This is a genomic window from Burkholderia cenocepacia, assembly GCF_014211915.1.
Classification (GTDB): domain Bacteria; phylum Pseudomonadota; class Gammaproteobacteria; order Burkholderiales; family Burkholderiaceae; genus Burkholderia; species Burkholderia orbicola.
Genome location: NZ_CP060039.1, coordinates 2760453 through 2786848 on the forward strand (window position 1 = coordinate 2760453; position 26396 = coordinate 2786848).

The window sequence follows — 26396 nt, forward strand, 5'->3', positions numbered from 1 at the left end:
CGAAGCGCTGCGTCAAAAGCATGGACAGCGGCGTCGGGCGGCAGGCGGCTCGCGCGACGCATCGCCGGTCAATCCTGCGACGGCGGGCGCGCGTCGAATGCGACGCTGCCTGACGCGCGATCGGATGCGGCCGATGGACTAGCGGCGCCCGGCGCCAAAGGCGCCACCGGGCGGCTGACGACCGGCTCGACCCGCGGCGGCTGCGTGGAGGCCGGCGCCGGTTCGACCGGACGCCTCGCGTCCCGGCCCTCGAGCGCCTGCGCCCTGTCGGCCCTTTCGCGCCGACGCACGGCCGATGCGAGCCGCACGCCGCCGAGACCGAGCACGATCAGCGCGACCCCGGCCACCGCCGACAGCACCCGGCCGGCGGCCGCCAGCGCGGGACCGCTGCCGGTGCCGATCGACCACACGACCGTCAGCACGCCGGTCAGCCAGTTCACATGGCCGACCGCCCGTGCGACGGGCGCCGTGAGGTCGCCGTTGAACGCCGCATGAAACGCGAGCCACGCGAGCCCGAGCAGCGCGATGCCGAACGCCTGACCGAGCATCGCCGGCTGGATGTTCGCCAGTTGCAGCGCGTCGAACAGCGCCTGCCAGGGCGTCAGCACGAACAGCACGCCGAACGCCAGCAGCAGCACGGCATCGACGATCAGCACGGCTCGCAGCAGCGGTTTCATCGGCGATCAGTCCACGTGGTAGTTCGGCGCTTCCTTCGTGATCTGCACGTCGTGCACGTGCGACTCGCGCATGCCCGCCGCGGTGATCTGGACGAATTCGGCCTTCTCGTGCAGCTCGTCGATCGTCTTGCAACCGCAGTAGCCCATGCTCGCGCGCACGCCGCCGACCAGCTGGAACAGGATCGCGTTGACCGAACCCTTGTAAGCGACACGGCCTTCGATACCTTCCGGCACGAGCTTGTCGATGTTCGCCGAGTTGTCCTGGAAGTAGCGGTCAGCCGCGCCGTCCTTCATCGCGCCGACCGAGCCCATGCCGCGGTACGACTTGTACTGGCGGCCCTGGTACAGGAACACGTCGCCCGGCGCCTCTTCGGTGCCCGCGAACATGCTCCCCATCATCACCGCGTTCGCGCCGGCCGCGAGGGCCTTCGACACGTCGCCCGAGAAGCGCACGCCGCCGTCCGCGATGCACGGCACGCCGGTGCCCTTCAGCGCTTCCGACACGTTCGCGATCGCGCTGATCTGCGGCACGCCGACACCCGCGACGATCCGCGTCGTGCAGATCGAACCCGGGCCGATACCGACCTTGACCGCGTCCGCGCCGTATTCGATCAGCGCCTTCGCGGCGGCGGCCGTCGCGATGTTGCCGCCGATCACCTCGACGTGCGGGAAGTTCTGCTTGACCCAGCGCACGCGCTCGAGCACGCCCTTGCTGTGACCGTGCGCGGTATCGACGACGATCACGTCGACGCCGGCCTGCACCAGCAGCTCGACACGCTCTTCGTTGTCCGGACCGACGCCGACCGCCGCGCCTGCGCGCAGCTTGCCGTGTTCGTCCTTGCACGCGTCCGGGTGCTCGGTCTGCTTCGTGATGTCCTTGACGGTCATCAGGCCGCGCAGTTCGAACGCGTCGTTGACGACCAGCACGCGCTCGAGGCGGTGGCTGTGCATCAGCGCCTTCGCTTCGGCGAGCGGCGTGCCTTCCTTGACCGTGACGAGGCGCTCGCGCGGCGTCATGATCGACTTGACCGGCTCGTCGAGGCGCGTTTCGAAACGCAGGTCGCGGTTCGTGACGATGCCGACGAGCTGCGGGCCTTCGACGACCGGGAAACCCGAGATGCCATGCTGGCGCGACAGCGCGATCACGTCGCGCACCTTCATTTGCGGGGGCACCGTGATCGGGTCGCGGACGACGCCCGACTCGAAACGCTTGACCTTCGCGACTTCGCGGGCCTGTTCGGCCGGCGTGAGGTTCTTGTGGACGATACCGACGCCACCCTGCTGGGCCATCGCGATCGCGAGGCGACCTTCGGTGACCGTGTCCATCGCGGCGGACACGAGCGGCATGTTCAAGGAGATGTTGCGGGTCAGCTTGGTCTTGAGGCTGGTGTCGCGCGGGAGAACGTCGGAGAAGGCGGGAACGAGGAGCACGTCATCGAAAGTGAGTGCTTTTTGGATCAGACGCATGGCAAATCCTATGGGCGCAAAAGCGAATTATACGCGAAGCGCCGTGAATTTTCACAACACGAACAACGGCTTAGCCGGTTTCGGCCGTTCGGGGGCCGAATCGTTCGGATCGCCGTTCGGTTCGTTTTCGATCGTCTTTCGTTTCACCGCCGCATCGAGCCATTCGCGCAACCGGCGGCCGGGCGGCATGTGCCCGTGTCGCGGCGGGGCCACACGGCCGCGACGGCGGCGGCCGCGCGCACGGCCCGGCGACCCGCCGAAGCGGCTTGCCAGCCCTGCCTCACGCCAGCCCGGCCGCACGGGCGATCATCGCCATGCCGCCCGCCACCACCCCGCAACCGACGGTCCGCGCGACGCGCCCGCCGGCCGGCACAACGCGTTCGGCGGCGATCGCGACCGTCACGGCGGCCATCACACGCAGATCCATCATGCCGGCCGCCAATGCGACCACCATCAGGTTCCCGCAACACGCGCAGCACCGGATCGCGGCGCGCATGCCGTACCGCCATGCCGTGACGGCCGCCGCCCGTGGCCGATGCACATCGTGCGCCTCCGCATGCCGGCAGCACGCGAGCCGGCGCGCCTTCCACCCGGAGAATTGCAATGCGCCCGCGGCCAGCACGACGGCGCCGGACACGAACGGCATCGCCCGGGCGAGCGCCGGCAGACGGCCGGCGGCCGTCGTCATTACGGCGCCGGCCGGAAACACGAGCGCGCCGAGCGCCATCCAGACCGAGAAATATCCCGCCCCCGCGACGACGACGAGCCAGGCCGACCGCGCTGCCGCCTGCGGGCCGATGCGCCGCCGGTAATGCCAGAGCTGCGGCGCGAGCACGGGCAGCATCATCGTCACCGTCATCGCGCCCCACATTCCGGCGAACGTCGCGAATGCGCGCCCGCCGCCTCGCCCGCACGGCCGCAGCCAGGCGGCCGAGGCCATCCAGCCGCCGGGCATCGGTTCGCCACCCATCGCGGCCATCGACGCATGCTGCGCCAGCGTCGCCACCACGGCGACCGCAAACACGGCCGCGACCGCCACGCCGAATGCCCGCGGATCGAGGGCCGTCTCGCCGGTTATCGGCCCGGCTTTCGGCCCGGTCGTCGTTCGTGTCATCGCGTGCTCCCACCCGTGGCCACCGCGCTCAGCCGCGCGCGTACTCGTCGTGACGGCGCCACCACGGGCCGGCCTCGTTGCGTCCGCGCGGCGCGCGATCGAGCCACTGGTACATCCCCCACAGCCCGTCGAGGCCGCGCGCGTAGGTCGAATACGTGTGATAGACGGCGCCGTCCTCGCGCACGAACGCGCTCATCCCCGGCCGGTCGAGCGAATACGTGCGCGCGTCGGTGCCGCAGGTGGCCGCGAACTGCACGACGGGCGCCGGCGGCGGATCCATGTCCATCGCATGGCCGGCCCGCGCATAGTTGTATTCGACGTCGCCCGCGCGCTGCTGCGTTTCGGTGAACGACACGTTGAAGTCGAAGTTGAAATCGCTGCCGACCGACGACGCCCACGGGAACGTCCACCCCATTCGCTGCCGGTACGCGAGCAGTTTCGCGAGCGGCGCGCGTGACACGGCCGCGAGCGTCACGTCGTGATGGGCCAGATGCACGGCAAAACCGTCGAAGCCGTCGGCGAGCGCCGAGCACGACGGGCAGCCCGCCTTGTAGTCGGGGCCGAACATGAAGTGATAGACGAGCAATTGCGAACGGCCGCGAAACAGGTCGTCGAGCGTCGCCTGCCCTTCCTCGGTATCGAACCGGTAGGTCTTGTCGACGCGCACCCACGGCAGCGCCTGGCGCCGCCGCGCGAGTTCGTCGCTTTGCCGCGTCAGCGCCTTTTCCGCGTCGAGCAGCACGCGACGTTCGGCCAGCCATTCGTCGCGGGTTCCGGTGAGATGGGTCGTCATTGCGGGTTCCTCCTTTCGATGGGTATCCGGGCACGGCGTCCGAGGCCGTGTGCGTGGTGCTAGATTAGTGGCGTGCATCGGACCGGAGGGAGTGACAAGTGTGTCGGGATTCGGATGGATTCGCTGATCACGGCGGCCGCGCGCGCGCTCGCGACCGGTGACGCGCTCGGCGCGCTGAACCGCGTCGCGCTGCGCGACGATGCGCCGGCGCTCGCGCTGCGCGGCATCGCGCTGGCGCAGCTCGGCGATTTCGACCGGGCGCGCGCGCTCGTGCGCGCCGCCGCACGCGCATTCGGTGCGAAGGAAGCGGTCGCGCGGGCGCGCTGCGTCGTCGCGGAAGCCGAGATCGCGCTCGCGTCGCGCGACCTGCGCTGGCCGACGCGTGCGCTCGATGCGGCCTGCGCGACGCTCGACGCGCACGGCGACCGCGCGAACGCCGCGCATGCCCGCTATCTCGGTGTACGCCGGTTGCTGCTGATCGGTCAGCTCGACGAGGCAGAACGGCTGCTTGCGCATCTCGATCCCGTGCCGCTGCCGCCCGCGTCACGCGCCACCCATGAATTGATCGCGGCCGGCATCGCGATGCGCCGCCTCCGCACGCACGCGGCCCGCGCGGCGCTCGACCGTGCGCGGACAGCCGCCCACGCCGCCGGCATCGCCGCGCTGACGGCCGAGGTCGATACCGCGGCGCGCGTGCTCGACGCACCGGCCGCCCGGCTCATCGCGCGCGGCACGTCGCGGCTCGTACCGCTCGACGAAGTGGAGACGCTGTTCGAGTCGAATGCGCTCGTCGTCGACGCGTGCCGCCACACGGTGCGCGATGCGCGCACGACCGTGTCGCTCGCGCGGCGTCCGGTGCTCTTCGTGCTCGCCCGTGCGCTGGGCGAAGCGTGGCCGGCCGACGTATCGAGAAACGCGCTCGTCGCCGCCGCGTTCCGTGCGAAACAGGCCGACGAATCGCATCGTGCGCGGCTGCGTGTCGAGATCGGCCGACTGCGTGCGGTGCTGCGTCCGCTCGCGAACGTCGTCGCGACGCCGCGCGGCTTCGCGCTCGAACCGCTCGGCGTGCGCGAAACCGTCGTCCTCGCGCGCCCGGTCGACGATCGCCATGCGGCCGTGCTCGCACTCCTCGCCGACGGCGAAGCGTGGTCGAGCTCCGCGCTGGCGCTCGCGCTCGGCGCCAGCCAACGCACCGTGCAGCGTGCGCTCGACGCGCTCGCGGAAACCGGCAAGGTGCAGGCGCTCGGCCGCGGACGCGCGCGCCGCTGGATGACGCCGCCGCTGCCCGGATTCGCGACGACCTTGTTACTCCCGGTTGCGCTACCGGGCGATTAGGATGGCCCCATCGAACGACGAGGTGACGAACATGAAACGCTCCACCGCAGAGATCCTTCACGAGTACGGCCCGTTCCCGGGCGTCGACGGCGTGCACGGCGTCACGTTCGACGGGCAGCACGTGTGGTACGCATCCGGCGACAAGCTGAATGCGCTCGACCCCGAGCGCGGCACAACCGTCCGCTCGCTCGACGTCGCCGCGCACGCGGGCACCGCGTTCGACGGCCGCCACCTGTTCCAGATCGTCGAGGACCGCATCGAGAAGATCGACCCCGAATCGGGTCGCGTGCTCGCGACGATCCCGGCGCCCGGCGGCGGCGCCGATTCGGGGCTCGCGTGGGCGGAAGGCACGCTGTGGGTCGGCCAGTACAGCGAACGCAAGATTCATCAGGTGGACCCGCAGTCGGGCGCCGTGCTGCGCACGATCGAATCGAACCGCTTCGTCACCGGCGTGACGTGGGTCGACGGCGAGCTGTGGCACGGCACGTGGGAAGCCGACCAGAGCGACCTGCGACGCATCGATCCGCACACGGGCGAGGTGCTCGAGCAGATCGACATGCCGGCCGGCGTCGGCGTGTCGGGGCTCGAATCCGACGGCCACGACCGCTTCTACTGCGGCGGTGGCAACAGCGGCAAGCTGCGTGCCGTGCGCCGCCCGGCGCGCACGCGTACCGCCACCGACGGCACGGACGTGATACCCGATCCGGCAGACGGCTGATCCACCGCGTGCCCACGCTGCCCGAACGCGCTGCCGTGCCCCGAGTGCAGGAATGAACAAGACGCCGCCGCGACGACATCGCTAAGATGCGCGCACTTCAGTCATTCGTTCGGAGCGGTCGATGCAGCGCGGCGTGGTGTACGGTGTCCTGGCAGGCGCCCTGTGGGGCATGGTGTTTCTCGTTCCGCGGCTGCTGACCGATTTCTCGCCGCTGCTGCTGAGCGCCGGCCGCTATACGATGTACGGCCTCGTGTCGCTCGCGGCCGCACTGCCGGTCGCCCGCTCGCTGCTCGTGCGCTTGACCCGCAAGGATCTGGTCGCGCTGGTGAGGCTCGCCGTCATCGGCAACGTCGCGTACTACATGCTGCTGTCCGGCGCCGTGCACCTGATCGGCATCGCGCCCAGTTCGCTGATCGTCGGCGTGCTGCCCGTGACCGTCACGCTCGCGGGCCTCGGCGACCATGGCGCGATGCCGCTGCGGCGGCTCGCCGCTCCGCTCGCGCTGGTGATCGCGGGTATCGTCTGCATCAACGTCGACCTGTTTACATCCGAAGCCGCGCACGCCACGACGCTCGCCCAGAAGCTCGCGGGCATCGCGTGCGCGGCGGGCGCGCTCGCGAGCTGGACCTGGTATGCGGTGGCGAACACACGCTACCTGCAGCGCCATCACCACTTCGGCGGCAACGAATGGTCGGTGCTGTGGGGTGTCGTGACGGGGTTGATCGGCGGGCTCTGCTGGATGGCGATCCTCGCGCTGCCGGCCGGCACGGTGCAGGCGGCCGTCCCCGCATCGCGGTGGCAGTTGTTCTGGCTGCTGAACCTCGTGCTCGCGATCGGCGCGTCGTGGCTCGGCAACGGGCTGTGGAATGCCGCGTCGAAGCGGCTGCCGCTCACGCTGTCGGGCCAGCTGATCGTGTTCGAAACCGTGTTCGCGATGCTGTATGCGTTCGTGTACGACCAGCGGATGCCGCACGCGCTCGAAATCGCCGCGCTCGTGCTGCTGCTCGCCGGCGTATACGGCTCGGTGCGGCGGCACGGCGACACACCGGGCAGCGCATCGACAAACGCAAACGCCGCGGCCCATTGAGCGCCGCGGCGTTTGATCAGATCAAACCGAGCGAACGACGCGTCAGCGCGCGTCCTTGTGCATCCACTTGCGGCCCTCGATCGAGCCGGCGCGGCGGGACTTGTCGACGCGCCGCTGGCGCGCGAGCTTCGGATCGACGATCAGTGGACGGTAGATCTCGACGCGGTCGTGATCGACGAGCGGCGCGTCGAGCGGTGCGAGCTTGCCGTACACGCCTGTCTTCGCGTGTGCGAGATCGATCTCCGGATGCAGCGCGAGCACGCCGCTCGCGTCGATGGCCGAGCGCACGGTCGCCCCTTCGGGCAGCGACAGCGGAATCAGCGTCTGGCGGTCCGGCAGCGCGTAGCAGACTTCGATCGACAGCATCGCGTCACCCCTTCCCGTAGCGTTGATCGGCGCGCTTTACGAACGAATCGACGAACGTGTTCGCGATGTGGCTGAACACCGGCCCGATGATCTTTTCGAGCAGGATGCTCGAAAACTCGTAGTGCAGCGCGAATTCGATCTTGCACGCATCGGCGCGCAGCGGGATGAAGCGCCACGAACCCGTGAACTTCTTGAACGGCCCGTCTGCGAACTCCATGTCGATCCGGGTCGGACGCTGCTGCGTGTTGCGGGTCGCGAAATGCTGCTTGATACCCTTGAAGTTGATGTCGATGCGCGCTTCCATCCCGCTCTCGTCCTGACGGCGAACCTCGACACCGCCGCACCAGGGCAGGAAATTGGGGTAGTCGGCCACGTCGGTGACGAGGTCGAACATCTGTTCCGCCGAATGACGGATCAATACGGTTTTCTGGACATCTGCCATAAATCGCGCGGCATCGCTTAAAGTGGGAACGCCAAGCCGGGCGATACGCGCCCCGCTTTGCTAAAATCGTGATTTTAAACGAGTTGGCCCGATCCTTTCATGAGCATCATCGACAACAGGAAAGCGCACTTCGATTATCACATCGAGGAACGCTACGAGGCGGGGCTCGTGCTGGAGGGCTGGGAAGTCAAGGCGCTGCGCGCCGGACGCGGCCAGATCAAGGAAGGCTACGTCGTGGTGAAGAACGCCGAGATCTTCCTGATCGGGACCCATATCAGCCCGCTGCCCGAAGCCTCGACGCACATCAAGCCCGACCCGGTTCGCACGCGCAAGCTGCTGCTGCACCGCGAGGAAATCAAGAAGCTGATCGGCAAGGTCGAGCAGCGCGGCTACACGCTCGTGCCGCTTAACTTCCACTACAAGGGCGGTCGCGTGAAATGCGACATCGCGCTCGCGAAGGGCAAGAAGCTGCACGACAAGCGCGAAACCGAGAAGAAGCGCGACTGGGAACGCGAGAAGGCACGCATCATGCGCGCCGGCACCTGACACACGGCGTTCATCGCAAACGACACGGCCCGCTCGAAGCGGGCCGTGTTGCTTTGGACTGCCTGAATCGCGCCGGCCGGTCGCGGCTGCGCGACGATTCGCCGCAGGACGATACGCACGCGGCAGCTGCGTGCGCATCGATGTTGGGCTCAGCCCTTCGTGCCGGCCCCCACGCCCGCGCTCTTGACGATCGTCAGCGCCGACGAGATCGCGGTGCCGAGATCTGACAGGTTCGACGGCACGATCAGCGTATTGCCCTGCTTCGCGAGATTCGCGAACGCACCGACATACTGCTCGGCGACCTTCAGGTTCACCGCGTCCATCCCGCCTTGCGACTGGATCGCGCTCGCGATTTTCTGGATCGCCTGCGCGTTCGCCTCGGCCACCGCCAGAATCGCGGCGGCTTCGCCCTGCGCCTGGTTGATCGCGGCCTGCCGCTCGCCTTCCGACTTCTGGATCGCGGCTTCGCGCGCCCCCGACGCGAGGTTGATCTGCTCCTGCTTGCGGCCTTCGGATGCGGCGATCAGCGCACGCTTTTCGCGCTCCGCGGTGATCTGCGCCTGCATCGCATGCAGGATCTCCTTCGGCGGCGTCAGGTCCTTGATCTCGTAGCGCAGCACTTTCACGCCCCAGTTCGCCGCAGCGTCGTCGAGCGCCGACACGATGCTGTGGTTGATGAAATCGCGCTCCTCGAAGGTCTTGTCGAGCTCGAGCTTGCCGATCACCGAGCGCAGCATCGTCTGCGACAGCTGCGTGATCGCGAGCACGAAGTTGCTCGACCCGTACGACGCCTTCATCGGGTCCATCACCTGGAAATACAGCACGCCGTCGACCTGCAACTGCGTGTTGTCGCGCGTGATACAGACCTGGCTCGGCACGTCGAGCGGAATTTCCTTCAGCACGTGCCGGTACGCGATGCGATCGACGAACGGCAGCACGATATTGAGACCGGGCGACAGCGTCGCGTGGTAGCGCCCGAAGCGCTCGAGCACCCATGCATGCTGCTGCGGCACGATCTTCACCGTCTTCGACACGATCACGATCGCGATGACGAGCAGGACAACCCAGATGATCAGCGAATCCATGAAGTATTTCCTCCTTGTTGTTGTATCAGCGGACGATCAGCCCGCGGGTTTCGCCACGACCACGAGGCAATTGCCGCGCACGGCGCTCACCTGGTACACGCGTGCATCGTCGCGCTCGCCGTGCGCGAGCTCGACGTCCCAATCGGCCCCGCGATACTGCACGCGCGCGCGGCCGTCACGCCACGCGTCGACCGTGACGGTCGAGCCGATATCGAGATTGACGTCGGGATTCGTCGACGTGTCGCGCTTCTGCTTGCGGCCGAGCCCCGAACGGCGCAGCACGATCATCGCGACGATCGCGATCGCGGCCGCCGCGCCGAACTGCACGTGCGGCGCGAAACCAGCCAGTTGCAACAACCCGCCGGCGAGAAAACCGAGCGCGATCATCAACAGATAGAACGTGCCGGTCAGCAATTCGGCCACGACCAGCACGCCGACTCCGACCCACCAGAACAGATGCCCCGACATCATTGTGGTCTCCAGAAAAACGTCCCCGATGCTCACTATATTCGCTGCGCTCGCGGCTGTGCGAAGCGGTCGGTACTCTTGGACAGCCCGGCGAGTACCGAAGGAAAACCACCCCACGCTCACTGCGTTCGCTGCCCCCCGCGGGGCGGTCGGCACTCTTGGGGCGGCCCGGCGAGTACCGACGAAAAAAACACCCCGGTGCTTACCGGGGTGTTTATAGCACGAACCTTGCATTTTGCCTTCAACGAAAGCGCGGCGGACCGCCCTTTCGCCGAAGTTGCATCACGACTCGTTACTTGCGGTTGGCGGCGAGCGCCTGCCACGTATCGATGATCGTGTCGGGGTTCAGCGAGATCGACACGATGCCTTCGTCCGTCAGCCATTGCGCGAAGTCCGGGTGATCGGACGGGCCCTGGCCGCAGATCCCGACGTACTTGCCCATCTTGCGGCAGGTATCGATCGCACGCTTCAGCAGGAACTTGACGGCCGGGTCGCGCTCGTCGAAGTCGACTGCCAGCAGTTCCATGCCCGAATCACGGTCGAGGCCGAGCGTGAGCTGCGTGAGGTCGTTCGAGCCGATCGAGAAACCGTCGAAGTGCTCCAGGAACTCTTCGGCGAGGATCGCGTTGGTCGGGACTTCGCACATCATCACAAGGCGCAGGCCGTTTTCGCCACGCTTCAGGCCGAACTTCTCGAGCAGGCCGACGACGCGCTCCGCCTGCTTCACGGTCCGCACGAACGGCACCATGATCTCGACGTTGGTCAGGCCCATCTCGTCACGCACGCGCTTCAGTGCACGGCATTCCATCTCGAACGCCTGCGCGAAGTCCTCGGCGATGTAGCGCGACGCGCCGCGGAAGCCCAGCATCGGGTTTTCCTCGTCCGGCTCGTAACGCGAACCGCCGATCAGCTTCTTGTACTCGTTCGACTTGAAGTCGGACAGACGCACGATCACCGGCTTCGGATAGAACGCCGCCGCGATCGTCGCGACGCCCTCCGTCAGCTTGTCGACGTAGAACTGACGCGGCGACGCGTGACCGCGCGCAACGCTCTCGACCGCCTTCTTCAGGTCCTGGTCGATGTTCGGGTACTCGAGGATCGCCTTCGGGTGCACGCCGATGTTGTTGTTGATGATGAACTCGAGACGCGCGAGGCCAACACCACCGTTCGGCAGTTGCGAGAAGTCGAACGCGAGCTGCGGGTTGCCGACGTTCATCATGATCTTGACCGGGATTTCCGGCAGTTCGCCGCGCTGCACTTCCGTGACTTCCGTCTCGAGCAGCCCGTCGTAGATCTTGCCTTCGTCGCCTTCCGCGCACGACACGGTGACGAGCGCGCCGTCCTTCAGGATGTCGGTCGCATCGCCGCAGCCGACGACGGCCGGCACGCCGAGTTCACGCGCGATGATCGCCGCGTGGCAGGTACGGCCGCCACGGTTCGTGACGATCGCCGCCGCGCGCTTCATCACCGGCTCCCAGTTCGGGTCGGTCATGTCGGCCACCAGCACGTCGCCCGGCTGCACGCGTTCCATTTCCGACGGATCCTGGATCACGCGCACGGGGCCCGCGCCGATCTTCTGGCCGATCGCACGACCCGTCGCGAGCACCTGCGACTGACCCTTCAGCTTGAAGCGCTGCTCTGCCTTGCCGGATGCCTGGCTCTTCACCGTTTCCGGACGTGCCTGCAGGATGAAGATCTTGCCGTCGCGGCCGTCCTTGCCCCACTCGATGTCCATCGGACGCTGATAGTGCTTCTCGATGATGACCGCGTACTTCGCCAGCTCGATCACGTCTTCATCCGTAATCGAGTAGCGGTTGCGCTGCTCGTGCGGCACATCGACCGTCTTCACGCGGCCCGGCTCGCCCGGCTGCGTGAATTCCATCTTGATCAGCTTCGAGCCGATCGAGCGGCGGATGATCGGGTACTTGTCCTGCGCGAGCGTCGTCTTGAACACGTAGAACTCGTCCGGGTTCACTGCGCCCTGCACGACGGTTTCGCCCAGGCCGTAGCTCGACGTGATGAACACGGCGTCCTTGAAACCCGATTCGGTATCGATCGTGAACATCACGCCGGCGGCGCCGACGTCCGAGCGGACCATGCGCTGCACACCGGCCGACAGCGCGACTTCGGCGTGCGTGAAGCCCTTGTGCACGCGGTACGAGATCGCGCGGTCATTGTACAGCGACGCGAACACGTGCTTCATGCGGTCGAGCACGTCGTCGATGCCGACGACGTTCAGATACGACTCCTGTTGGCCGGCGAACGAGGCGTCGGGCAGATCTTCCGCGGTCGCGGACGAGCGCACCGCGAACGACAGCTCGCTCGGCGAGCCGTTCTTCAGCACTTCGAACTGCGCGCGGATTTCCTGCTCGAGGCGCGGCTGCAGCGGTGCGTCGACGATCCATTTACGGATTTCGGCACCGGCTTCGGCGAGCGCCTTCACGTCGTCGATGTCGAGCGACTCGAGACGCTTGGCGATGCGATCGGTGAGGTCGTTGTGCTTGAGGAAATCGCGGAATGCGAGCGCGGTCGTGGCGAAACCGGTGGGTACGCGAACGCCTGCTTCGGAAAGCTGGCTGATCATCTCGCCGAGCGACGCATTCTTGCCGCCCACGATTTCCACATCGGTCATCCGCAACTGCTCGAACGGAATTACATACGCCTGGTCCTTTGCGACGTTTGCTGCGTTAGTCATACAAGCCCCTAAGTGTGAAAAAAATGCTCGATCGCGCAAGTGGGCTCGAACGCGGGCGCTTGCAAAAAGGCGCGGCGCGTCTTGCGCAACCTGTTAGATAAACACTCGCAGCGGCGGAAATCTTCCGACCCGATTTACAAAAATCCCGGCAGAAGGGCGATATTTTCAGACAAATCGCCAGACTTGCCGGGAGTTCCGGAATCGCGCGGCCCAGCCACGGGGCGCCGTTCGCGCCCTGCCCCCGCAATTGCTTATCCAACAGGTTGCCGCTATTCTACCGTGCCGGCTGCCGGATGTGGCGCGACCTTGTCACTGGGTCTGGAGGCTCGCCTCCAGCCGCCCGCGCAACTGCCCTTCACGCTCGACGTCCAGATTCATGCTGCCTACCGTATTCATCGTCTCCGACGGCACCGGGATCACTGCCGAAACCTTCGCGCACTCGATCCTCTCCCAGTTCGACCAGAAATTCCGCCTCGTGCGCGTGCCGTTCGTCGACTCGCTCGACAAGGCCTATGCGACCGTCGAAAAGATCAACGAAGCCGCCGTGCACGACGGCCGTCGCGCGATCGTGTTCACGACGCTCGTCGACAGCGAGTCGAACGACATCGTCAAACGCTCGAACGCGCTCGTGCTCGACATGTTCCAGCGCTTCGTCGAACCGCTCGAGCAGGAACTCGAGCTCAAGTCGAGCCACGCGATGGGCCGCGGCCATCAGAACGCGGACACCGAGGAATACAAGACGCGGATCGAGGCGATCAACTTCTCGCTCGCGCACGACGACGGCCAGTCAAATCGCAACCTGTCGGAGGCCGACGTGATCCTCGTCGGCGTGTCGCGCAGCGGCAAGACGCCGACGAGCCTGTATCTCGCGATGCAGTACGGCGTGAAGGCGGCCAACTATCCGCTGATTCCGGAAGACTTCGAACGCGGCAAGCTGCCGTCGGCGCTGGCGCCGTACAGCGAGAAGCTGTTCGGGCTGTCGATCGACCCGCAGCGCCTGTCGGAGATCCGCAACGAGCGCCGGCCGGGCAGCAAGTACGCGGCCCCCGAGAACTGCCGCTACGAGATCAACGAGGCCGAAGCGATGATGCGCCGCGAAGGGATCAAGTGGCTGTCGTCGACGCACAAGTCGATCGAGGAAATCGCGACGACGATCCTGCAGGAAATCCGGCTCGACCGGCAGTCGTACTGAGCGCGGAAGCGCTGGCGGCCGTCAGGCCGTCGCCGAAAGCAGCAAGGCCGCGTCAAACGCGGCCTTGTTTCGTTTCACGACACATGCACCGCGCGCGGCGTCACGCCGGTCGCTGCTGCCGCACCTGCTCGAACAGGCACACTGCCGCCGCCGCCGCGACGTTCAGCGACTCCATCCCGCCCGGCTGCGGAATCGTCACGCGATGCGTGGCCGCGTCGCGCCAGAATGCCGACACGCCGGCACCTTCGTTGCCGAACACCCAGGCGACGGGCCCCGACAGGTCGCAGTCGTAGACCGCCTGCGCGCCGTGCGAGTCGGTCAGCGCGACCGGCACGTCGAGGCGTTCGGCAAGCGCCTCAGCTTCGACGTCCTCATGGATCGACAACAGGAAATGCGCGCCCATGCCCGAGCGCAGCACCTTCGACGACCACGCATAGGCCGTCCCCGGCGCGCAGAACACGTGACGCACGCCGGCCGCCGCCGCGCTGCGCAGGATCGAGCCGACGTTGCCGGCATCCTGCACGCCGTCGAGCACGACCGACGTGTGCGTCACGCGTTCGGGCAGCGGGTGCGCCGGCCGGTCGACCAGCAGCAGGAAACCGACGCCGTTGACGACGTTCGACAACTGCCCGAACAGCGCGTTGGGCAGCGTGACGATCCGCTGCGCGTCGATGCGTGCGACGATCGCCTGCGCCTCGGCGAGGCCGAGCGCACCTTCGGTCGTGACGCACAGTTCGGGCGTCGCGCCCGTATCGAGGTACGCGCTTGCCAGGTGGAAACCTTCGAGCAGCGCCTGGCCGCTGCGGCGCTGATGGGGCGTCGAACCCGCGAGCGCCTTCAGGCGCTTGTACAGCGGATTGTCGCGGGATGTGATGCTTTTCATCGAATCAGGTCAAGCGCCGCACGAACCGGCGCGAACGAGCGCCGATGCGCTTCGCACGGGCCGTGCTCGCGGAGTGCGGCAAGGTGTTTCGCGGTGCCGTAGCCCGCATGCACGTTGAAGCCGTACACCGGGAAGCGTTCGTGCAGGTCGACCAGCATCCGGTCGCGCGTGACCTTCGCGAGGATCGACGCGGCCGAGATGCTCGGCACGAGCGCGTCGCCACTGACGATCGCCTCGGCACGCACGCTCAGCGTCGGGCAGCGGTTGCCGTCGATCTGCGCGAGCGTCGGCAGTACCGACAAGCCTTCGACGGCGCGCTTCATCGCGAGCATCGTCGCGTGCAGGATATTCAGCGTATCGATCTCGTCGACACTCGCCGACGCGACGCAATACGCGTGCGAACGCGTGACGATCAGGTCGTACAGCGCGTCGCGCTTCTTCGCGGACAGCACTTTCGAATCGTCGAGCCCGTCGATCGGCTGCGCCGGATCGAGGATCACCGCGGCGGCGACTACCGGCCCCGCGAGCGGGCCGCGGCCGGCTTCGTCGACGCCGCAGACGATCTCGTCCGGACGGCTGAAGTCGAAACCGCCCTGCACGTCGCTCGACGCGCGGCGGCGTGGCGCACGGACCGCGGTCATGCGCGCCCCTTGCGTTGTTCGAGCACACGCACGACGGCCTCGGCCGCCTTCGCGGCCGTGTTCTGCCGCAGCGACAGATGCATTTCGGTAAACACTTCGGTGAGCGTGCGGCGGTTCGCGTCGTCGCGCAGCTGCGTGAGCGTCGCATCGGCGAGCGCCTCGGGCGTCGCGAAATGCTGCAGCAGCTCGGGCACGACGAAGCGACCCGCGAGGATGTTCGGCAAGCCGACATACGGCAGGTAGCCCTGCCGGCGCATGATCTGCCCGGTCAGCCAGGGCACCTTGTAGGAGATCACCATCGGCTTTTTCAGCAGCGCGGCTTCCAGCGTGACGGTGCCGCTCTTCACGAGGATCGCGTCGGCGGCCGTCATCGCGACCTGCGAGCGGCCATCGGTGATCGTCAATGCGAGCTGCGGGTGCGCGTCGACGAGCGGCTGCAGCAGTTCGCGCAGTGCGGGCGTCGCGGCCGGCATCACGAATCGCACGCCGGGTTCGCGCTGCTGCATCAACGCCATCGCCGCGAAGAACGTCGGGCCGATCAGCGCGATCTCCGAGCGCCGGCTGCCCGGCAGCACCGCGATCACGGGGCCGTCGGCCGGCAGACCCAGCGCGATGCGCGCACCGTGCGTGTCGGGTTCGAGCGGGATTTCGTCGGCGAGCGGATGACCGACGTAGGTCGATGCGACGCCGGCCTTGTCGAGGATCGCCGGCTCGAACGGGAACAGGCACAGCATGTGGTCGACGGACTTCGCGATCTTCTTGATGCGGCCGCCGCGCCACGCCCAGATCGACGGGCACACGAAGTGGATCGACGGAATGCCCGCGTCGCGCGCGGCCTGCTCGACGTTGAAGTTGAAATCGGGTGCGTCGACGCCGATGAACGCGTCCGGCCGCTCGGCGAGCAGTTGGCGCTTCAGTTCGCCGCGAATCCGCAGGATCTCGGGAATCTGGCCCAGCGCCTCGACATAGCCGCGCACGGTCAGCTTGTCCATCTGCCAGTGCGAGTCGAAGCCCTGCGCGATCATGCGCTGCCCGCCGATCCCGTAATACTGGGCCGATTCGGGCAGCCGCTCGCGCAGCCCGCCGAGCAGCGACGCCGCGAGCAGGTCGCCCGACGGCTCGCCGGCCACCATCGCGAGTCGCAGCTGATTGGTCGGGAGCGGCATCGCTTAGCGGATGATGCCGCGTTGCGACGCGTCGATGAACTCGACGAGCGCCGTCACCGGTGCATCGCCGTCGCCGGCCGCTTCCGCGAGTTCGCGCAGTTGCACCTTCGCTTCTTCCAGCGACAGGCCGTTCTTGTACAGCACGCGGTACGCGCTGCGCAGCGCCGAGATCGCATCGGCCGAAAAGCCGCGCCGGCGCAGCCCTTCGACGTTGATCCCGTGCGGCTCGGCCTTGTTGCCGGCTGCGATCACGAACGGGGGGATGTCCTGCACGAGCGCCGACGCGCCGCCCAGCATCGAGTGCGCGCCGATGCGCACGAACTGGTGCACGCCCGACATCCCGCCGATGATCGCGAAGTCGCCGATCTCGACATGACCGGCCATCTGCGCGTTGCTCGACAGGATCACGTTGTTGCCGACGCGGCAGTCGTGGCCGATGTGCACGTAGGCCATGATCCAGTTGTCGTCGCCGAGCGTCGTCACGCCGACGTCCTGCACGGTGCCCGTGTGAATCGTCGTGAATTCGCGGATCGTGTTGCGGTTGCCGATCACGAGCTTCGTCGGCTCGTCCTTGTACTTCATGTCCTGCGGACGGCCGCCGACCGACGCGTAATGGCCGATGCGGTTGTCCTCGCCGAGCGTCGTATGGCCTTCGATCACGCTGTGCGAGCCGATCGTCGTGCGCGCGCCGATCGTGACGTGCGGGCCGACGATCGCGTACGGGCCGATCTCGACCGATTCGTCGATCTGCGCGCCCGGCTCGACGATCGCGGTAGGATGAATCCTGGTCATGCGCCGTTGCCTCTCGATATGATGTGTCGCGTTGTTCGCGTGATGTTACCCATGCGTGCCGCGTCGCTCAGGGCGCCGCGTCGGCCGTCTTGACCGTGCACATCAGTTCGGCTTCCGCCGCCACCTTGCCGTCCACTTCCGCCACCGCCTTGAACTTCCAGATGCCGCGGATGTAGCGCTCGAACGTCACGTTCAGGATCAGCTGGTCGCCCGGTTCGACCACGCGCTTGAAGCGCGCGCCGTCGATCCCGACGAAGTAATACAGCGTGTTCTCCGGATCCTTCGGCTGCTCTTCCGCGAACGTCAGCAGCGCCGCGGCCTGGGCGAGCGCCTCGAGGATCAGCACACCCGGCATCACCGGCCGCTTCGGGAAATGCCCCTGGAAGAACGGCTCGTTGATCGACACGTTCTTCAGCGCTTTGATCCCTTTGTGCGGCTCGAGTTCGAGCACGCGATCGACGAGCAGAATCGGGTAGCGATGCGGCAGCAGCGTGAGGATCTTGTGGATGTCGAGATTGATTTTTTCAGTGCTCATGATGGTTCGTCTCACGCAGAGGCTGCGCGGTGGTGATGCAAAGGCTGAAGCGGGCCGCCGCGCGGCCCCGTCTGGCAAACCGGGCCGGTTGCGCTGGCCGTGCCCGGTTCGTGGTCTCGCATGATGCGCTCAGGCGTCGGTGCCGCCCTGGGCGGCGAGCGCGGCTTCGAGCGCCTTGATGCGCTCGCGCAGCTTGTCGAGGTTGCGCACGAGCGCGGCGCTCTTGTTCCATTCGCCGTGGTCGACGGCCGGAAACGCGCTGGTATAGATGCCGGCCTTCGGCAGCGACTTCGATACGCCCGACTTCGCGGTGATGATCACATAGTCGCCGAGCGTCACGTGGCCGGCGATCCCGGCCGCGCCGCCGATCATGCAGTGGCGGCCGATCGTCGTGCTGCCCGCGATGCCGGCGCTGCCGGCGATCACCGTGTACGCACCGATCCGGCAGTTGTGGCCGATCTGGACCTGGTTGTCGATCTTCACGCATTCCTCGATGACGGTATCCGCCATCGCGCCGCGATCGATCGTCGTGTTCGCGCCGATTTCGACGTCCGGGCCGATCGTCACGCCGCCGACCTGCGGGATCTTGACCCAGCTGCCGGTACGCGCGTCGCCGTCGCCGACGAAATCCGGTGCGAAGCCGAAGCCGTCGGAGCCGATCACGGCGCCCGCATGGACGATCGCGCGCGGGCCGACCTTGCAGCCGTGGTACACCGATGCGTTCGGATAAAAGTGCGAGCCGGCGCCGATCGTCGTGCCGCGGCCGACGAACACGTTCGCGTCGAGCTGCACGCCGTCTTCGATCACCGCGCCGGCCTCGATCGTCACGTGCGGGCCGATCACCGCGGTCGCGGCGACCTTCGCGGCCGGATCGATCGTCGCGCTCGGATGCACGCCGGCCGCGCGCGGCGGCGTGGCGAGGTCGATGAACATCTGCGCGACGCGCGCGAAGTACGCGTACGGATTCGGCGTCACGATGAAGTTGCGGCCTTGAGCGGCCGCACCCAGCTTTTCCAGATCCTTCGGTGCGATCAGGACCGCACCGGCGCGGGTCGACTCGACCTGCGACAGGTACTTCGGGTTCGCGAGGAACGCGAGCTGCTGAGGGCCCGCCTGGTCGAGCGGTGCGAGCCCGCCCACCTTGCACTGTGCGTCGCCGGCGATCTCGCCGCCGAACCGTTTTACGAGTTCCTCAAGCGTCAATGCCATTCGTCGTCTGCTCCGTTCAGTTCGTCGAGCCGGACGCGAGCGCCTTGAGCACCTTGTCGGTGATGTCGATGCGCGGGCTGACGTACACGGCTTCCTGCACGATCAGGTCGTAATTCTGCTGCTCCGCGATCTGCTTGATGACCTTGTTCGCCTTTTCCAGCACGGCCGCCAGCTCTTCGTTGCGACGCTGGTTCAGGTCTTCGCGGAACTCGCGCTGCTTGCGCTGGAAGTCGGTGTCGAGCTGCGCCAGGTCGCGCTGCTTCTGCGCGCGATCAGCCGCCGACAGCGACGCGCCGTTCTTGTCCAGCGAATCGGACATCGACTTCAGACGCGCCGCCAGGTCCTGCAGATCCTTGTCACGCTTCGCGAACTCGGCTTCGAGCTTCGTCTGCGCCGCCTTGGCGGGCGCCGACTCGCGCAGGATCCGATCCGAATTGACCGCCGCGATGCGGGCGACGTCCTGTGCGTGCACCGTTGCCGCGCCCAGGGCCAGCGCAACGGTCAGCGCGCACATCACTCGTTTCGAAAACTTACCGGTTAGCAAAATTACCCTCTCGTTGCTGTTGTCATGCGTTCGGTCAGAACGCCGTCCCGATCTGGAACTGGAATTTCTGGTACTGGTCGCCTTCGTGCTTCTGCAGCGGGAAGCCGAGGCTCAGCTTCAGCGGGCCGATCGGCGAGATCCACGCGAGACCCACACCGTAGCCGTAACGCAGGCCGTTGGCGCCCGTACTCGTGCCGCCCGGCGCATTGCCCCACACGTTACCGCCGTCGAGGAACGTGAACACGCGCAGCGTGCGGTCGTAACCCGTGCCCGGCAGCGGGAACGTCAGCTCGATGTTGCCGACCAGCATCTTCGAACCGCCGATCGGATCGTTCGTCTTCGTGTCGCGCGGGCCCAGCGAGCTCGGCTCGTAGCCACGCACGGAGCCGATACCGCCCGCGTAGTAGTTCTTGAAGATCGGGTACGGGTTGCCGATACCGTTACCGTAGCCGCCTTGCAGGTTCAGGCCCAGGATGAAGCCGCGCGAGAACGAATAGTAGTACTGCGCCTGCAGGTCGGCCTTGTAGTACTGGATCTTGCCGACCGGCACGCCGTACTCCATGTTCGCCTGCGTGAAGTAGCCGCGGCTCGGGATCAGCGCGCTGTCACGCGCGTCGCGCGACCATGCGACCGTCAGCGGCACCGTGTTCGACACGCGGCCGAACTCGTTCACGTAATCCTGGTAGCTCTGCGGCGTGTTCGAATCGACGTCCAGGCGGTTCTGCTCGAAGCCCGCGCCGAAGTAGACGGTGTCGACTTCCGAGAACGGAATGCCGAACTTCAGGTTGCCGCCCGCGCTGATGATCCGGAAGCTCGAGCTCGTCGAATAGTAGAGCGGCTGGTACGTGCGGTAGAAGACGTCGGTGATCCGCTTGATGCCGTCGACCGTGAAGTACGGGTCGACCTGCGTGACGGTCAGCGTGCGGTAGCTCTTCGCGGTGTTGACGTTCACCGACAGGCTCGTGCCCGAACCGAACACGTTGTCCTGCGACACGCCGGCCGACAGCACGACCTTGTCCGTCGACGAGAAGCCGGCACCCAGCGTGATCGCGCCGGTCGGCTTTTCGTCGACCTTCACGTTCACGTCGACCTGGTCGTTCGTGCCTTCGACCGGCACCGTCGTCACGTCGACGTTGGTGAAGTAGCCGAGGCGGTTCACGCGGTCCTTCGACAGCGCGAGGCGGTTCGAGTCGAACCACGAGCTTTCGAGCTGACGCATTTCGCGGCGCACCACTTCGTCGCGCGTGCGCGTGTTGCCGACCACGTTGATGCGGCGCACGTACACGCGGCGGCTCGGATCGACGACGAGGTTCAGGTTCACCTTGTGGTTCGCCTGGTCGATGTCCGGCTGCGCGTTGACGGTCGCGAATGCGTAGCCGTATTCACCGAGCTTGTCGACGATCGACTTGGTGGTCTGCTGCAGCTTTTCGGCCGAGAAGCGGTCGCCCGGCTTGATCTTGATCAGCTTGTTGAGTTCGGCCTCGCGATCGAGCAGGTTGCCCGACAGCTTGATGCCCGACACCGTGTACGGCTCGCCTTCGTGCAGCGTGACCGTCAGGTACATGTCCTTCTTGTCCGGCGAGATCGACACCTGGGTCGACTCGATGTTGAACTCGAGGTAGCCGCGGTTCAGGTAGTACGAGCGCACGGCCTCGAGGTCGCCCGTGAGCTTTTCCTTCGAGTACAGGTCGTTCTTCGTGTACCAGGAGAACCAGTTCGGCGTCGACAGCTGCATCTCGTCGCGCAGCGTGCTGGTGCTGAACGCCTTGTTGCCGATGAAGTTGATCTGACGGATCTTCGCGCTCGGGCCTTCGGCCACCGCGAACAGGATCGACACGCGGTTCGCGTCGACCGGCGTGATCGTCGTCTTGACCTCGGCCGCATAGAAGCCGCGCGTCAGGTACTGGCGCTTGAGCTCCTGCTCCGCCTTGTCGACGAGCGCCTTGTCGTAGTAGCGGCCATCGGCGAGGCCGACCGCGCGCAGCGCCTTCGTCAGGTTGTCCTTGTCGAATTCCTTCGTGCCGGTGAAGTCGATCGACGCGATGGCCGGACGCTCCTGCACCTGCACGATCACGACGTTGCCCTGCGTGGCGATACGCACGTCGTTGAAAAAGCCCGTCGCGTACAACGCGCGGATTGCTTCGGATGCCTTGTCGTCCGTGAAGGTATCGCCCTGCTTGATCGGCAGATAGGCGAACACCGAACCCGCTTCGACGCGCTGCAGCCCCTCGATCTTGATGTCTTGCACCACGAACGGTGCCGCTGCATGCGCCGCGAGGCCGTGCGCGGCGAGCGCGGCCGCTGCAACTGTCTTAGGTACAAAGCGATGAGGTTTGAACAACATGCATCCCCAATATTTAGCTGCATCAAATCGGGCGGCTGGCCAGCGGCCGCCGCCTGACGCTTCAGAAATGGATTAACCGAGCCAGATCGTTGAACAGCGCGATCGCCGACAACGCGACGATGCAGATCAACCCGGCTCTTTGCAGAATCAGCTGCCAGCGCTCCGAGACGGCTTTCCCGGTCGCGGCTTCAACCGCATAATATAACAGATGCCCCCGTCCAAAACGGGAATCGGCAACAAGTTCAGGACGCCAAGGCTAATGCTGACAAGGGCGAGGAACGACAGGAACGCCGACGGACCGAGCCGCGCGCTCTTGCCTGCGTAGTCGGCGATCGTCACCGGGCCGGACAGGTTCTTCAGCGACGCGTTGCCCGTGATCATTCGCCCGAACATCTTCAGCGAATACACGGAAATGTCCCACGTGCGGTGCGCGCCGAGCCGCAGGCTCTCGATCGGCCCGTAGCGCACGTCCACCGATGGCGCGTGCATCGACAGCGCCGCGCCGATACGGCCGATCTGCTGCCCCGATTCGTCGTCACGCTGCATCTGCGGCACGATCGACACCGTCTGTGCGGCGCCATTGCGCTCGATCCGCAGCTCGAGCGGCTGGCCCGCATGGTGCTTCACCGTATCGATGAAACGCGCCGCGCCGCCGATCGGCTTGCCGTCGAGCGCGACCAGCTTGTCGCCGACCTTCAGGCCGGCCTGCTCCGCCGCGCTGCCCGGCTGCACCGACGCGACCGACAACGTGCCGCCGCCGGCCTCGAAGCCCAGATGGGCCATGAAGTCGTCGTCGAGCTGGCTGTCGGGCACGTTGCGGAGGTCGACACGGAAGTCGAACGTCGCGTTGCCGTCACGCGCGCCGAGCACGACCTCGCGATGGTCGAACGCGGCCGACAGCAGCTTCCAGCGCAGGTCCGACCACGATCGCACCGGCTCGGACTCGCCGCCCTGCGCGTTGCGGATCGACACGACCGTCTCGCTGCCGTCGAAGCCCGCGCGGGCCGCTGCGGTGCCGGCGGCCGGCGGCGCGACGATCGCGGTCGGCTCGGTCACGCCGGTGGCGAATACGAGGGAAAACAGTGCGATTGCCAGCAGGAAGTTTGCAATCGGCCCGGCCGCGACGATCGCGATGCGCTTGTAGACCGACTGGCGATTGAATGCCTGACCAAGCTCTTCGGGCGGAATGCCTCCCGGGCCCGGATCGCGCTCGTCGAGCATCTTCACGTAGCCGCCGAGCGGCAGCACGGACAGCGTCCACTCGGTGCCCGTCCTGCGGCTGACCCAGCGCGCGATGGGCTGGCCGAAGCCGATCGAGAAACGCAGCACCTTCACGCCGCACCAGCGCGCGACGCGATAATGTCCGCACTCATGCACGACGACCAGTACCCCGATCGCCACCGCAAACGCGACCAGTTCGACCAGCACGTTCATGAGCACCCCATTCAGACAGTACGCTCCACGCGTGGCGCAGGCGCTTTCGCAATGATCGCGGCGGCGAGGCGGCGAGCCTCGGCATCCGCCGCGAGGACGTCGTCGAGCCCGTCGGGCGCGCGGTTCGGCAGCGTGTTGAGCACGGCGTCGACCGTCGCCGCGATCGCCATGAAGCCGATCCGGCGCTCGAGAAATGCTTCGACCGCCACTTCGTTCGCCGCGTTCAATGCGGCGCTCGCGATACCGCCTTCCTCGAGTGCCTTCAGCGCGAGCGCGAGGCACGGGAAGCGCGCGTAATCGGGCCTCTCGAACGACAGCTGGGCGATCTGCGCGAGGTCGAGCTGGTCGACGCCCGCGTCGACGCGCTCGGGGAATGCGAGCGCGTGGGCGATCGGCGTGCGCATGTCGGGGTTGCCGAGCTGCGCAAGCACCGAGCCGTCGCGGTACGACACGAGCGAATGGATCACGCTCTGCGGATGGATCAGCACGTCGATCCGGTCACCCGGCAACCCGAAGATCCAGTGGGCCTCGATCACCTCGAGGCCCTTGTTCATCATCGTCGCGGAATCGACCGAGATCTTGCGGCCCATCACCCAGTTCGGGTGCTTGCATGCCTCGTCCGGCGTCACGTCGACGAGCGTGGCCGGCTCGCGCGTGCGGAACGGCCCGCCCGACGCGGTCAGGATGATCTTCGAGATCCCGCCGTGCTCGGCCGCGTCGCGCGGCATGCACTGGAAGATCGCGTTGTGTTCGCTGTCGACCGGCAGCAGGATCGCGCCATGGTCGCGCACGGCGTCCATGAAGATCGCGCCCGACATCACGAGCGCTTCCTTGTTCGCGAGCAGGATCCGCTTGCCGGCGCGTGCGGCCGCCAGGCTCGGCGCGAGGCCGGCCGCGCCGACGATCGCCGCGACCACCGTGTCGCAGCCGTCGCTCTTCGACACGTCGACGAGCGCCTGCGGCCCGTGCAGCACGACCGTCTTGCTGCCCGCCGCGCGCAGTTTCGCGTCGACGTGCGCGGCGGTTGCGGCATCGCCGACCACCGCCACCTCAGGCGCGAAGCGCAGACACTGCTCGACGAGCTTGTCGCCGTTGCGGTGCGCGGTCAGCGCGTAGACCGAGAAGCGCTCGGGATGGCGCGCGACCACGTCGAGCGTGCTGTCTCCGATCGAGCCCGTGGAACCGAGCAATGTCAGACGTTTTTGCATAACAGGAATAATGGTTTAACCAAGCAGCAGCATCGCGAGCGGCAGCACCGGCAGCAGCGCGTCGACACGATCGAGCACGCCGCCGTGGCCCGGCAGCAGTCCGCTCGAATCCTTCACGCCCGCCTGCCGCTTCAGCAGCGACTCGAACAGGTCGCCGATCACGCTGTAGGCAACCAGCAGCGTCAGCGCGGCCCACGCACCGGGCATCCCGTAGCGCGCGGCAAATGCAGAAAACAGGGTCGGTTCGAATGCGTGCACGGCCATCGCGACACCGGCGACGACCATCACCGCGAACCAGCCGCCGATCGCGCCTTCCCAGCTCTTGCCGGGGCTGATCGTGATGGCCAGTTTACGCTTTCCGAAGGCCTTGCCCGCGAAGTATGCGCCGATATCGGCCAGCCAGACGACGAGAAGTAGCGACAGCACGAACGGCACGCCCAGCGCGCGGGCTGCCACGAGCGCGTGCCAGCAGGCGGCAAACACGACGAGGCCCGCAGCCAGCAGGAACGGCCGCCAGACGCCGCCCGCGAGTGCGGGCTTGCGCCGCAGCGCGAACGGGCCGACCAGCAGCCAGAACACGCCGGCCGCCATGAAAAGGGGACGGGACGCAGCCGCATCGACGCCGAGCGGCGCGGTGGCTGCGAGCGCGAGCGCCGCGACGAGCGCATAGACGATCGGACCGGCGCCGCCGAGCTTCAGCAGGCGCGCCCATTCCCACGCGGCGAACACCAGCACGACGCCGATCAGCGCGCCGAACCCGGCGAGCGGCGCGAACAGCGTCACCGGCAGCAGCACTGCCAGCATCACGATCGCCGTGATCACACGGGTTTTCAGCATGAAAGGGAGTCGGCGTTCTGCGATTGCGGTTCGAGCTGCGCACTCGTGCGCCCGAAACGGCGCTCGCGCTCGGTATACGACGCCATCGCGTCGGCCAGTGCCGCGCCGTCGAAATCCGGCCAGTACTTGTCGGTGAAATAGAATTCGGCGTACGCGAGCTGCCACAGCAGGAAGTTGCTGACGCGTTGCTCGCCGCCGGTGCGGATGAAGAGATCGGGCTCCGGCGCGTAGGCCATCGCCAGGTGCGGCGCGAATGCGTCCTCGGTCACCTCGACCTCGCGGCCTTCGCGCACGGCCTGCTCGACGAGCTTCTTCGTCGCCTGCAGGATGTCCCAACGGCCACCGTAGTTGGCCGCGATGGTGAGCGTCAGACGGGTATTGCGCGCCGTCTTGGTTTCGGCACGGCGAATCAGCTCGCGGATGCGCGGCTCGAAACGGTCGAGATCGCCGACGACGCGCAGGCGGATCCCGTTCGCATGCAGCTTGCCCACTTCGCGCTCGAGCGCGGTGATGAACAGCCGCATCAGGAACGACACTTCGTCGTTCGGCCGGCGCCAGTTTTCCGAACTGAACGCGAACAGCGTCAGGTATTCGACGCCGGCGCGCGCGCAGCCCTCGACCACCGCCCGCACGGCATCGACGCCGCGGGTGTGCCCCGCGACGCGCGGCAAGCGGCGTTCGGTCGCCCAACGGCCATTGCCGTCCATGATGATCGCGATGTGACGCGGCACGACACCGACGTCAGGCACGCGAACGGTAGAGCTGGTATAGGTCATGGCCGTTGAGACAGTAATGCGGGAAGAAGGCGGCGCGCGAGG

General features: G+C 66.9%; 25 protein-coding genes and 1 pseudogene. 5 read left to right on the forward strand and 21 right to left on the reverse strand.

The window, feature by feature from the left end:
• Positions 1–68: 68 nt before the first annotated feature.
• The 4 genes from SY91_RS13110 to SY91_RS13125 form a co-directional block, all read right to left on the reverse strand.
• A complete protein-coding gene (locus tag SY91_RS13110) occupies positions 69–677 on the reverse strand; it encodes a hypothetical protein (protein WP_023478026.1) in 609 nt (202 codons plus the stop codon).
• A gap of 6 nt (positions 678–683) precedes the next feature.
• Positions 684–2144 (reverse strand): IMP dehydrogenase, encoded by a 1461-nt coding sequence (gene guaB, locus SY91_RS13115; protein ID WP_006478519.1) that lies wholly within the window; start codon positions 2142–2144, stop codon positions 684–686.
• A gap of 280 nt (positions 2145–2424) precedes the next feature.
• Positions 2425–3258: a DUF2182 domain-containing protein gene (locus SY91_RS13120; protein WP_043888745.1), complete on the reverse strand. Its 834-nt coding sequence runs from the start codon at positions 3256–3258 to the stop codon at positions 2425–2427.
• 28 nt (positions 3259–3286) lie between these two features.
• Positions 3287–4051, reverse strand: coding sequence for a DUF899 domain-containing protein (locus tag SY91_RS13125; protein WP_023478168.1), 765 nt, complete (start codon positions 4049–4051; stop codon positions 3287–3289).
• 114 nt (positions 4052–4165) lie between these two features.
• Here SY91_RS13125 and SY91_RS13130 point away from each other — a divergent pair, with 114 nt between their 5' ends.
• From SY91_RS13130 to SY91_RS13140, 3 genes are all read left to right on the forward strand, one after another.
• Positions 4166–5386, forward strand: a complete 1221-nt coding sequence (locus tag SY91_RS13130) for a helix-turn-helix domain-containing protein (RefSeq protein WP_105797727.1) — start codon at positions 4166–4168, stop codon at positions 5384–5386.
• A gap of 31 nt (positions 5387–5417) precedes the next feature.
• A complete protein-coding gene (locus SY91_RS13135; RefSeq protein WP_043888494.1) occupies positions 5418–6104 on the forward strand; it encodes a glutaminyl-peptide cyclotransferase in 687 nt (228 codons plus the stop codon).
• Positions 6105–6225: 121 nt separating this feature from the next.
• Entirely contained in the window at positions 6226–7191 is a 966-nt protein-coding gene (locus SY91_RS13140) for a DMT family transporter (RefSeq protein ID WP_043888489.1), read from the forward strand.
• Between the two features lie 42 nt (positions 7192–7233).
• Here SY91_RS13140 and SY91_RS13145 read toward each other — a convergent pair whose 3' ends face one another.
• Both SY91_RS13145 and SY91_RS13150 read right to left on the reverse strand, forming a co-directional pair.
• Positions 7234–7557 carry an RnfH family protein gene (locus tag SY91_RS13145; protein ID WP_006478513.1) on the reverse strand — a complete coding sequence of 108 codons (324 nt, stop codon included), beginning with the start codon at positions 7555–7557 and terminating at the stop codon, positions 7234–7236.
• Between the two features lie 4 nt (positions 7558–7561).
• On the reverse strand, positions 7562–7999 hold the full coding sequence (locus SY91_RS13150) for a type II toxin-antitoxin system RatA family toxin (protein WP_006478512.1): 438 nt from the start codon (positions 7997–7999) through the stop codon (positions 7562–7564).
• 99 nt (positions 8000–8098) lie between these two features.
• Between SY91_RS13150 and smpB the strand changes: the two genes are divergently transcribed.
• The gene (gene smpB / locus SY91_RS13155; RefSeq protein ID WP_006478511.1) at positions 8099–8545 is read left to right on the forward strand and encodes an SsrA-binding protein SmpB; all 447 of its coding nucleotides are present in this window, start codon (positions 8099–8101) and stop codon (positions 8543–8545) included.
• 149 nt (positions 8546–8694) lie between these two features.
• On the opposite strand, the gene SY91_RS13160 is transcribed toward smpB, so the two are convergent.
• From SY91_RS13160 to ppsA, 3 genes are all read right to left on the reverse strand, one after another.
• Positions 8695–9630 (reverse strand): SPFH domain-containing protein, encoded by a 936-nt coding sequence (locus SY91_RS13160; RefSeq protein ID WP_023477526.1) that lies wholly within the window; start codon positions 9628–9630, stop codon positions 8695–8697.
• Between the two features lie 36 nt (positions 9631–9666).
• Positions 9667–10101, reverse strand: coding sequence for an NfeD family protein (locus tag SY91_RS13165; RefSeq protein ID WP_043888490.1), 435 nt, complete (start codon positions 10099–10101; stop codon positions 9667–9669).
• Positions 10102–10390: 289 nt separating this feature from the next.
• Entirely contained in the window at positions 10391–12793 is a 2403-nt protein-coding gene (gene ppsA, locus SY91_RS13170) for a phosphoenolpyruvate synthase (protein ID WP_006478508.1), read from the reverse strand.
• A gap of 376 nt (positions 12794–13169) precedes the next feature.
• Between ppsA and SY91_RS13175 the strand changes: the two genes are divergently transcribed.
• Positions 13170–13985 (forward strand): pyruvate, water dikinase regulatory protein, encoded by an 816-nt coding sequence (locus tag SY91_RS13175; protein ID WP_011549549.1) that lies wholly within the window; start codon positions 13170–13172, stop codon positions 13983–13985.
• Positions 13986–14085: 100 nt separating this feature from the next.
• On the opposite strand, the gene SY91_RS13180 is transcribed toward SY91_RS13175, so the two are convergent.
• The 12 genes and pseudogenes from SY91_RS13180 to uppS all read right to left on the reverse strand — a co-directional run bounded on the left by SY91_RS13180 (position 14086) and on the right by uppS (position 26354).
• The gene (locus SY91_RS13180) at positions 14086–14868 is read right to left on the reverse strand and encodes a TrmH family RNA methyltransferase (protein WP_006478506.1); all 783 of its coding nucleotides are present in this window, start codon (positions 14866–14868) and stop codon (positions 14086–14088) included.
• Entirely contained in the window at positions 14865–15509 is a 645-nt protein-coding gene (gene rnhB / locus SY91_RS13185) for a ribonuclease HII (RefSeq protein WP_006478505.1), read from the reverse strand. The genes SY91_RS13180 and rnhB overlap by 4 nt, the downstream gene beginning before the upstream one ends.
• A complete protein-coding gene (lpxB, locus tag SY91_RS13190) occupies positions 15506–16675 on the reverse strand; it encodes a lipid-A-disaccharide synthase (RefSeq protein WP_043888491.1) in 1170 nt (389 codons plus the stop codon). Before lpxB ends, rnhB begins: the two co-directional genes overlap by 4 nt.
• A gap of 3 nt (positions 16676–16678) precedes the next feature.
• Entirely contained in the window at positions 16679–17467 is a 789-nt protein-coding gene (gene lpxA, locus SY91_RS13195; RefSeq protein ID WP_023477531.1) for an acyl-ACP--UDP-N-acetylglucosamine O-acyltransferase, read from the reverse strand.
• Positions 17468–17534: 67 nt separating this feature from the next.
• The gene (gene fabZ, locus SY91_RS13200; protein WP_006495559.1) at positions 17535–18002 is read right to left on the reverse strand and encodes a 3-hydroxyacyl-ACP dehydratase FabZ; all 468 of its coding nucleotides are present in this window, start codon (positions 18000–18002) and stop codon (positions 17535–17537) included.
• A gap of 129 nt (positions 18003–18131) precedes the next feature.
• Complete coding sequence (lpxD, locus tag SY91_RS13205; protein WP_023477532.1) at positions 18132–19211, reverse strand: UDP-3-O-(3-hydroxymyristoyl)glucosamine N-acyltransferase; 1080 nt, start codon at positions 19209–19211, stop codon at positions 18132–18134.
• A 16-nt stretch (positions 19212–19227) separates the two neighbouring features.
• Positions 19228–19725, reverse strand: a complete 498-nt coding sequence (locus SY91_RS13210) for an OmpH family outer membrane protein (protein WP_011549544.1) — start codon at positions 19723–19725, stop codon at positions 19228–19230.
• A gap of 64 nt (positions 19726–19789) precedes the next feature.
• Positions 19790–22099 carry an outer membrane protein assembly factor BamA gene (gene bamA / locus SY91_RS13215; RefSeq protein WP_006478499.1) on the reverse strand — a complete coding sequence of 770 codons (2310 nt, stop codon included), beginning with the start codon at positions 22097–22099 and terminating at the stop codon, positions 19790–19792.
• 61 nt (positions 22100–22160) lie between these two features.
• Positions 22161–23533 (reverse strand): annotated as a pseudogene (rseP, locus tag SY91_RS13220) (RIP metalloprotease RseP).
• Between the two features lie 11 nt (positions 23534–23544).
• Positions 23545–24741, reverse strand: coding sequence for a 1-deoxy-D-xylulose-5-phosphate reductoisomerase (locus tag SY91_RS13225; protein WP_006478497.1), 1197 nt, complete (start codon positions 24739–24741; stop codon positions 23545–23547).
• Between the two features lie 15 nt (positions 24742–24756).
• Entirely contained in the window at positions 24757–25578 is an 822-nt protein-coding gene (locus SY91_RS13230) for a phosphatidate cytidylyltransferase (RefSeq protein WP_043888492.1), read from the reverse strand.
• Positions 25572–26354: a polyprenyl diphosphate synthase gene (gene uppS, locus SY91_RS13235; RefSeq protein ID WP_006478494.1), complete on the reverse strand. Its 783-nt coding sequence runs from the start codon at positions 26352–26354 to the stop codon at positions 25572–25574. The genes SY91_RS13230 and uppS overlap by 7 nt, the downstream gene beginning before the upstream one ends.
• Positions 26355–26396 lie beyond the last annotated feature (42 nt).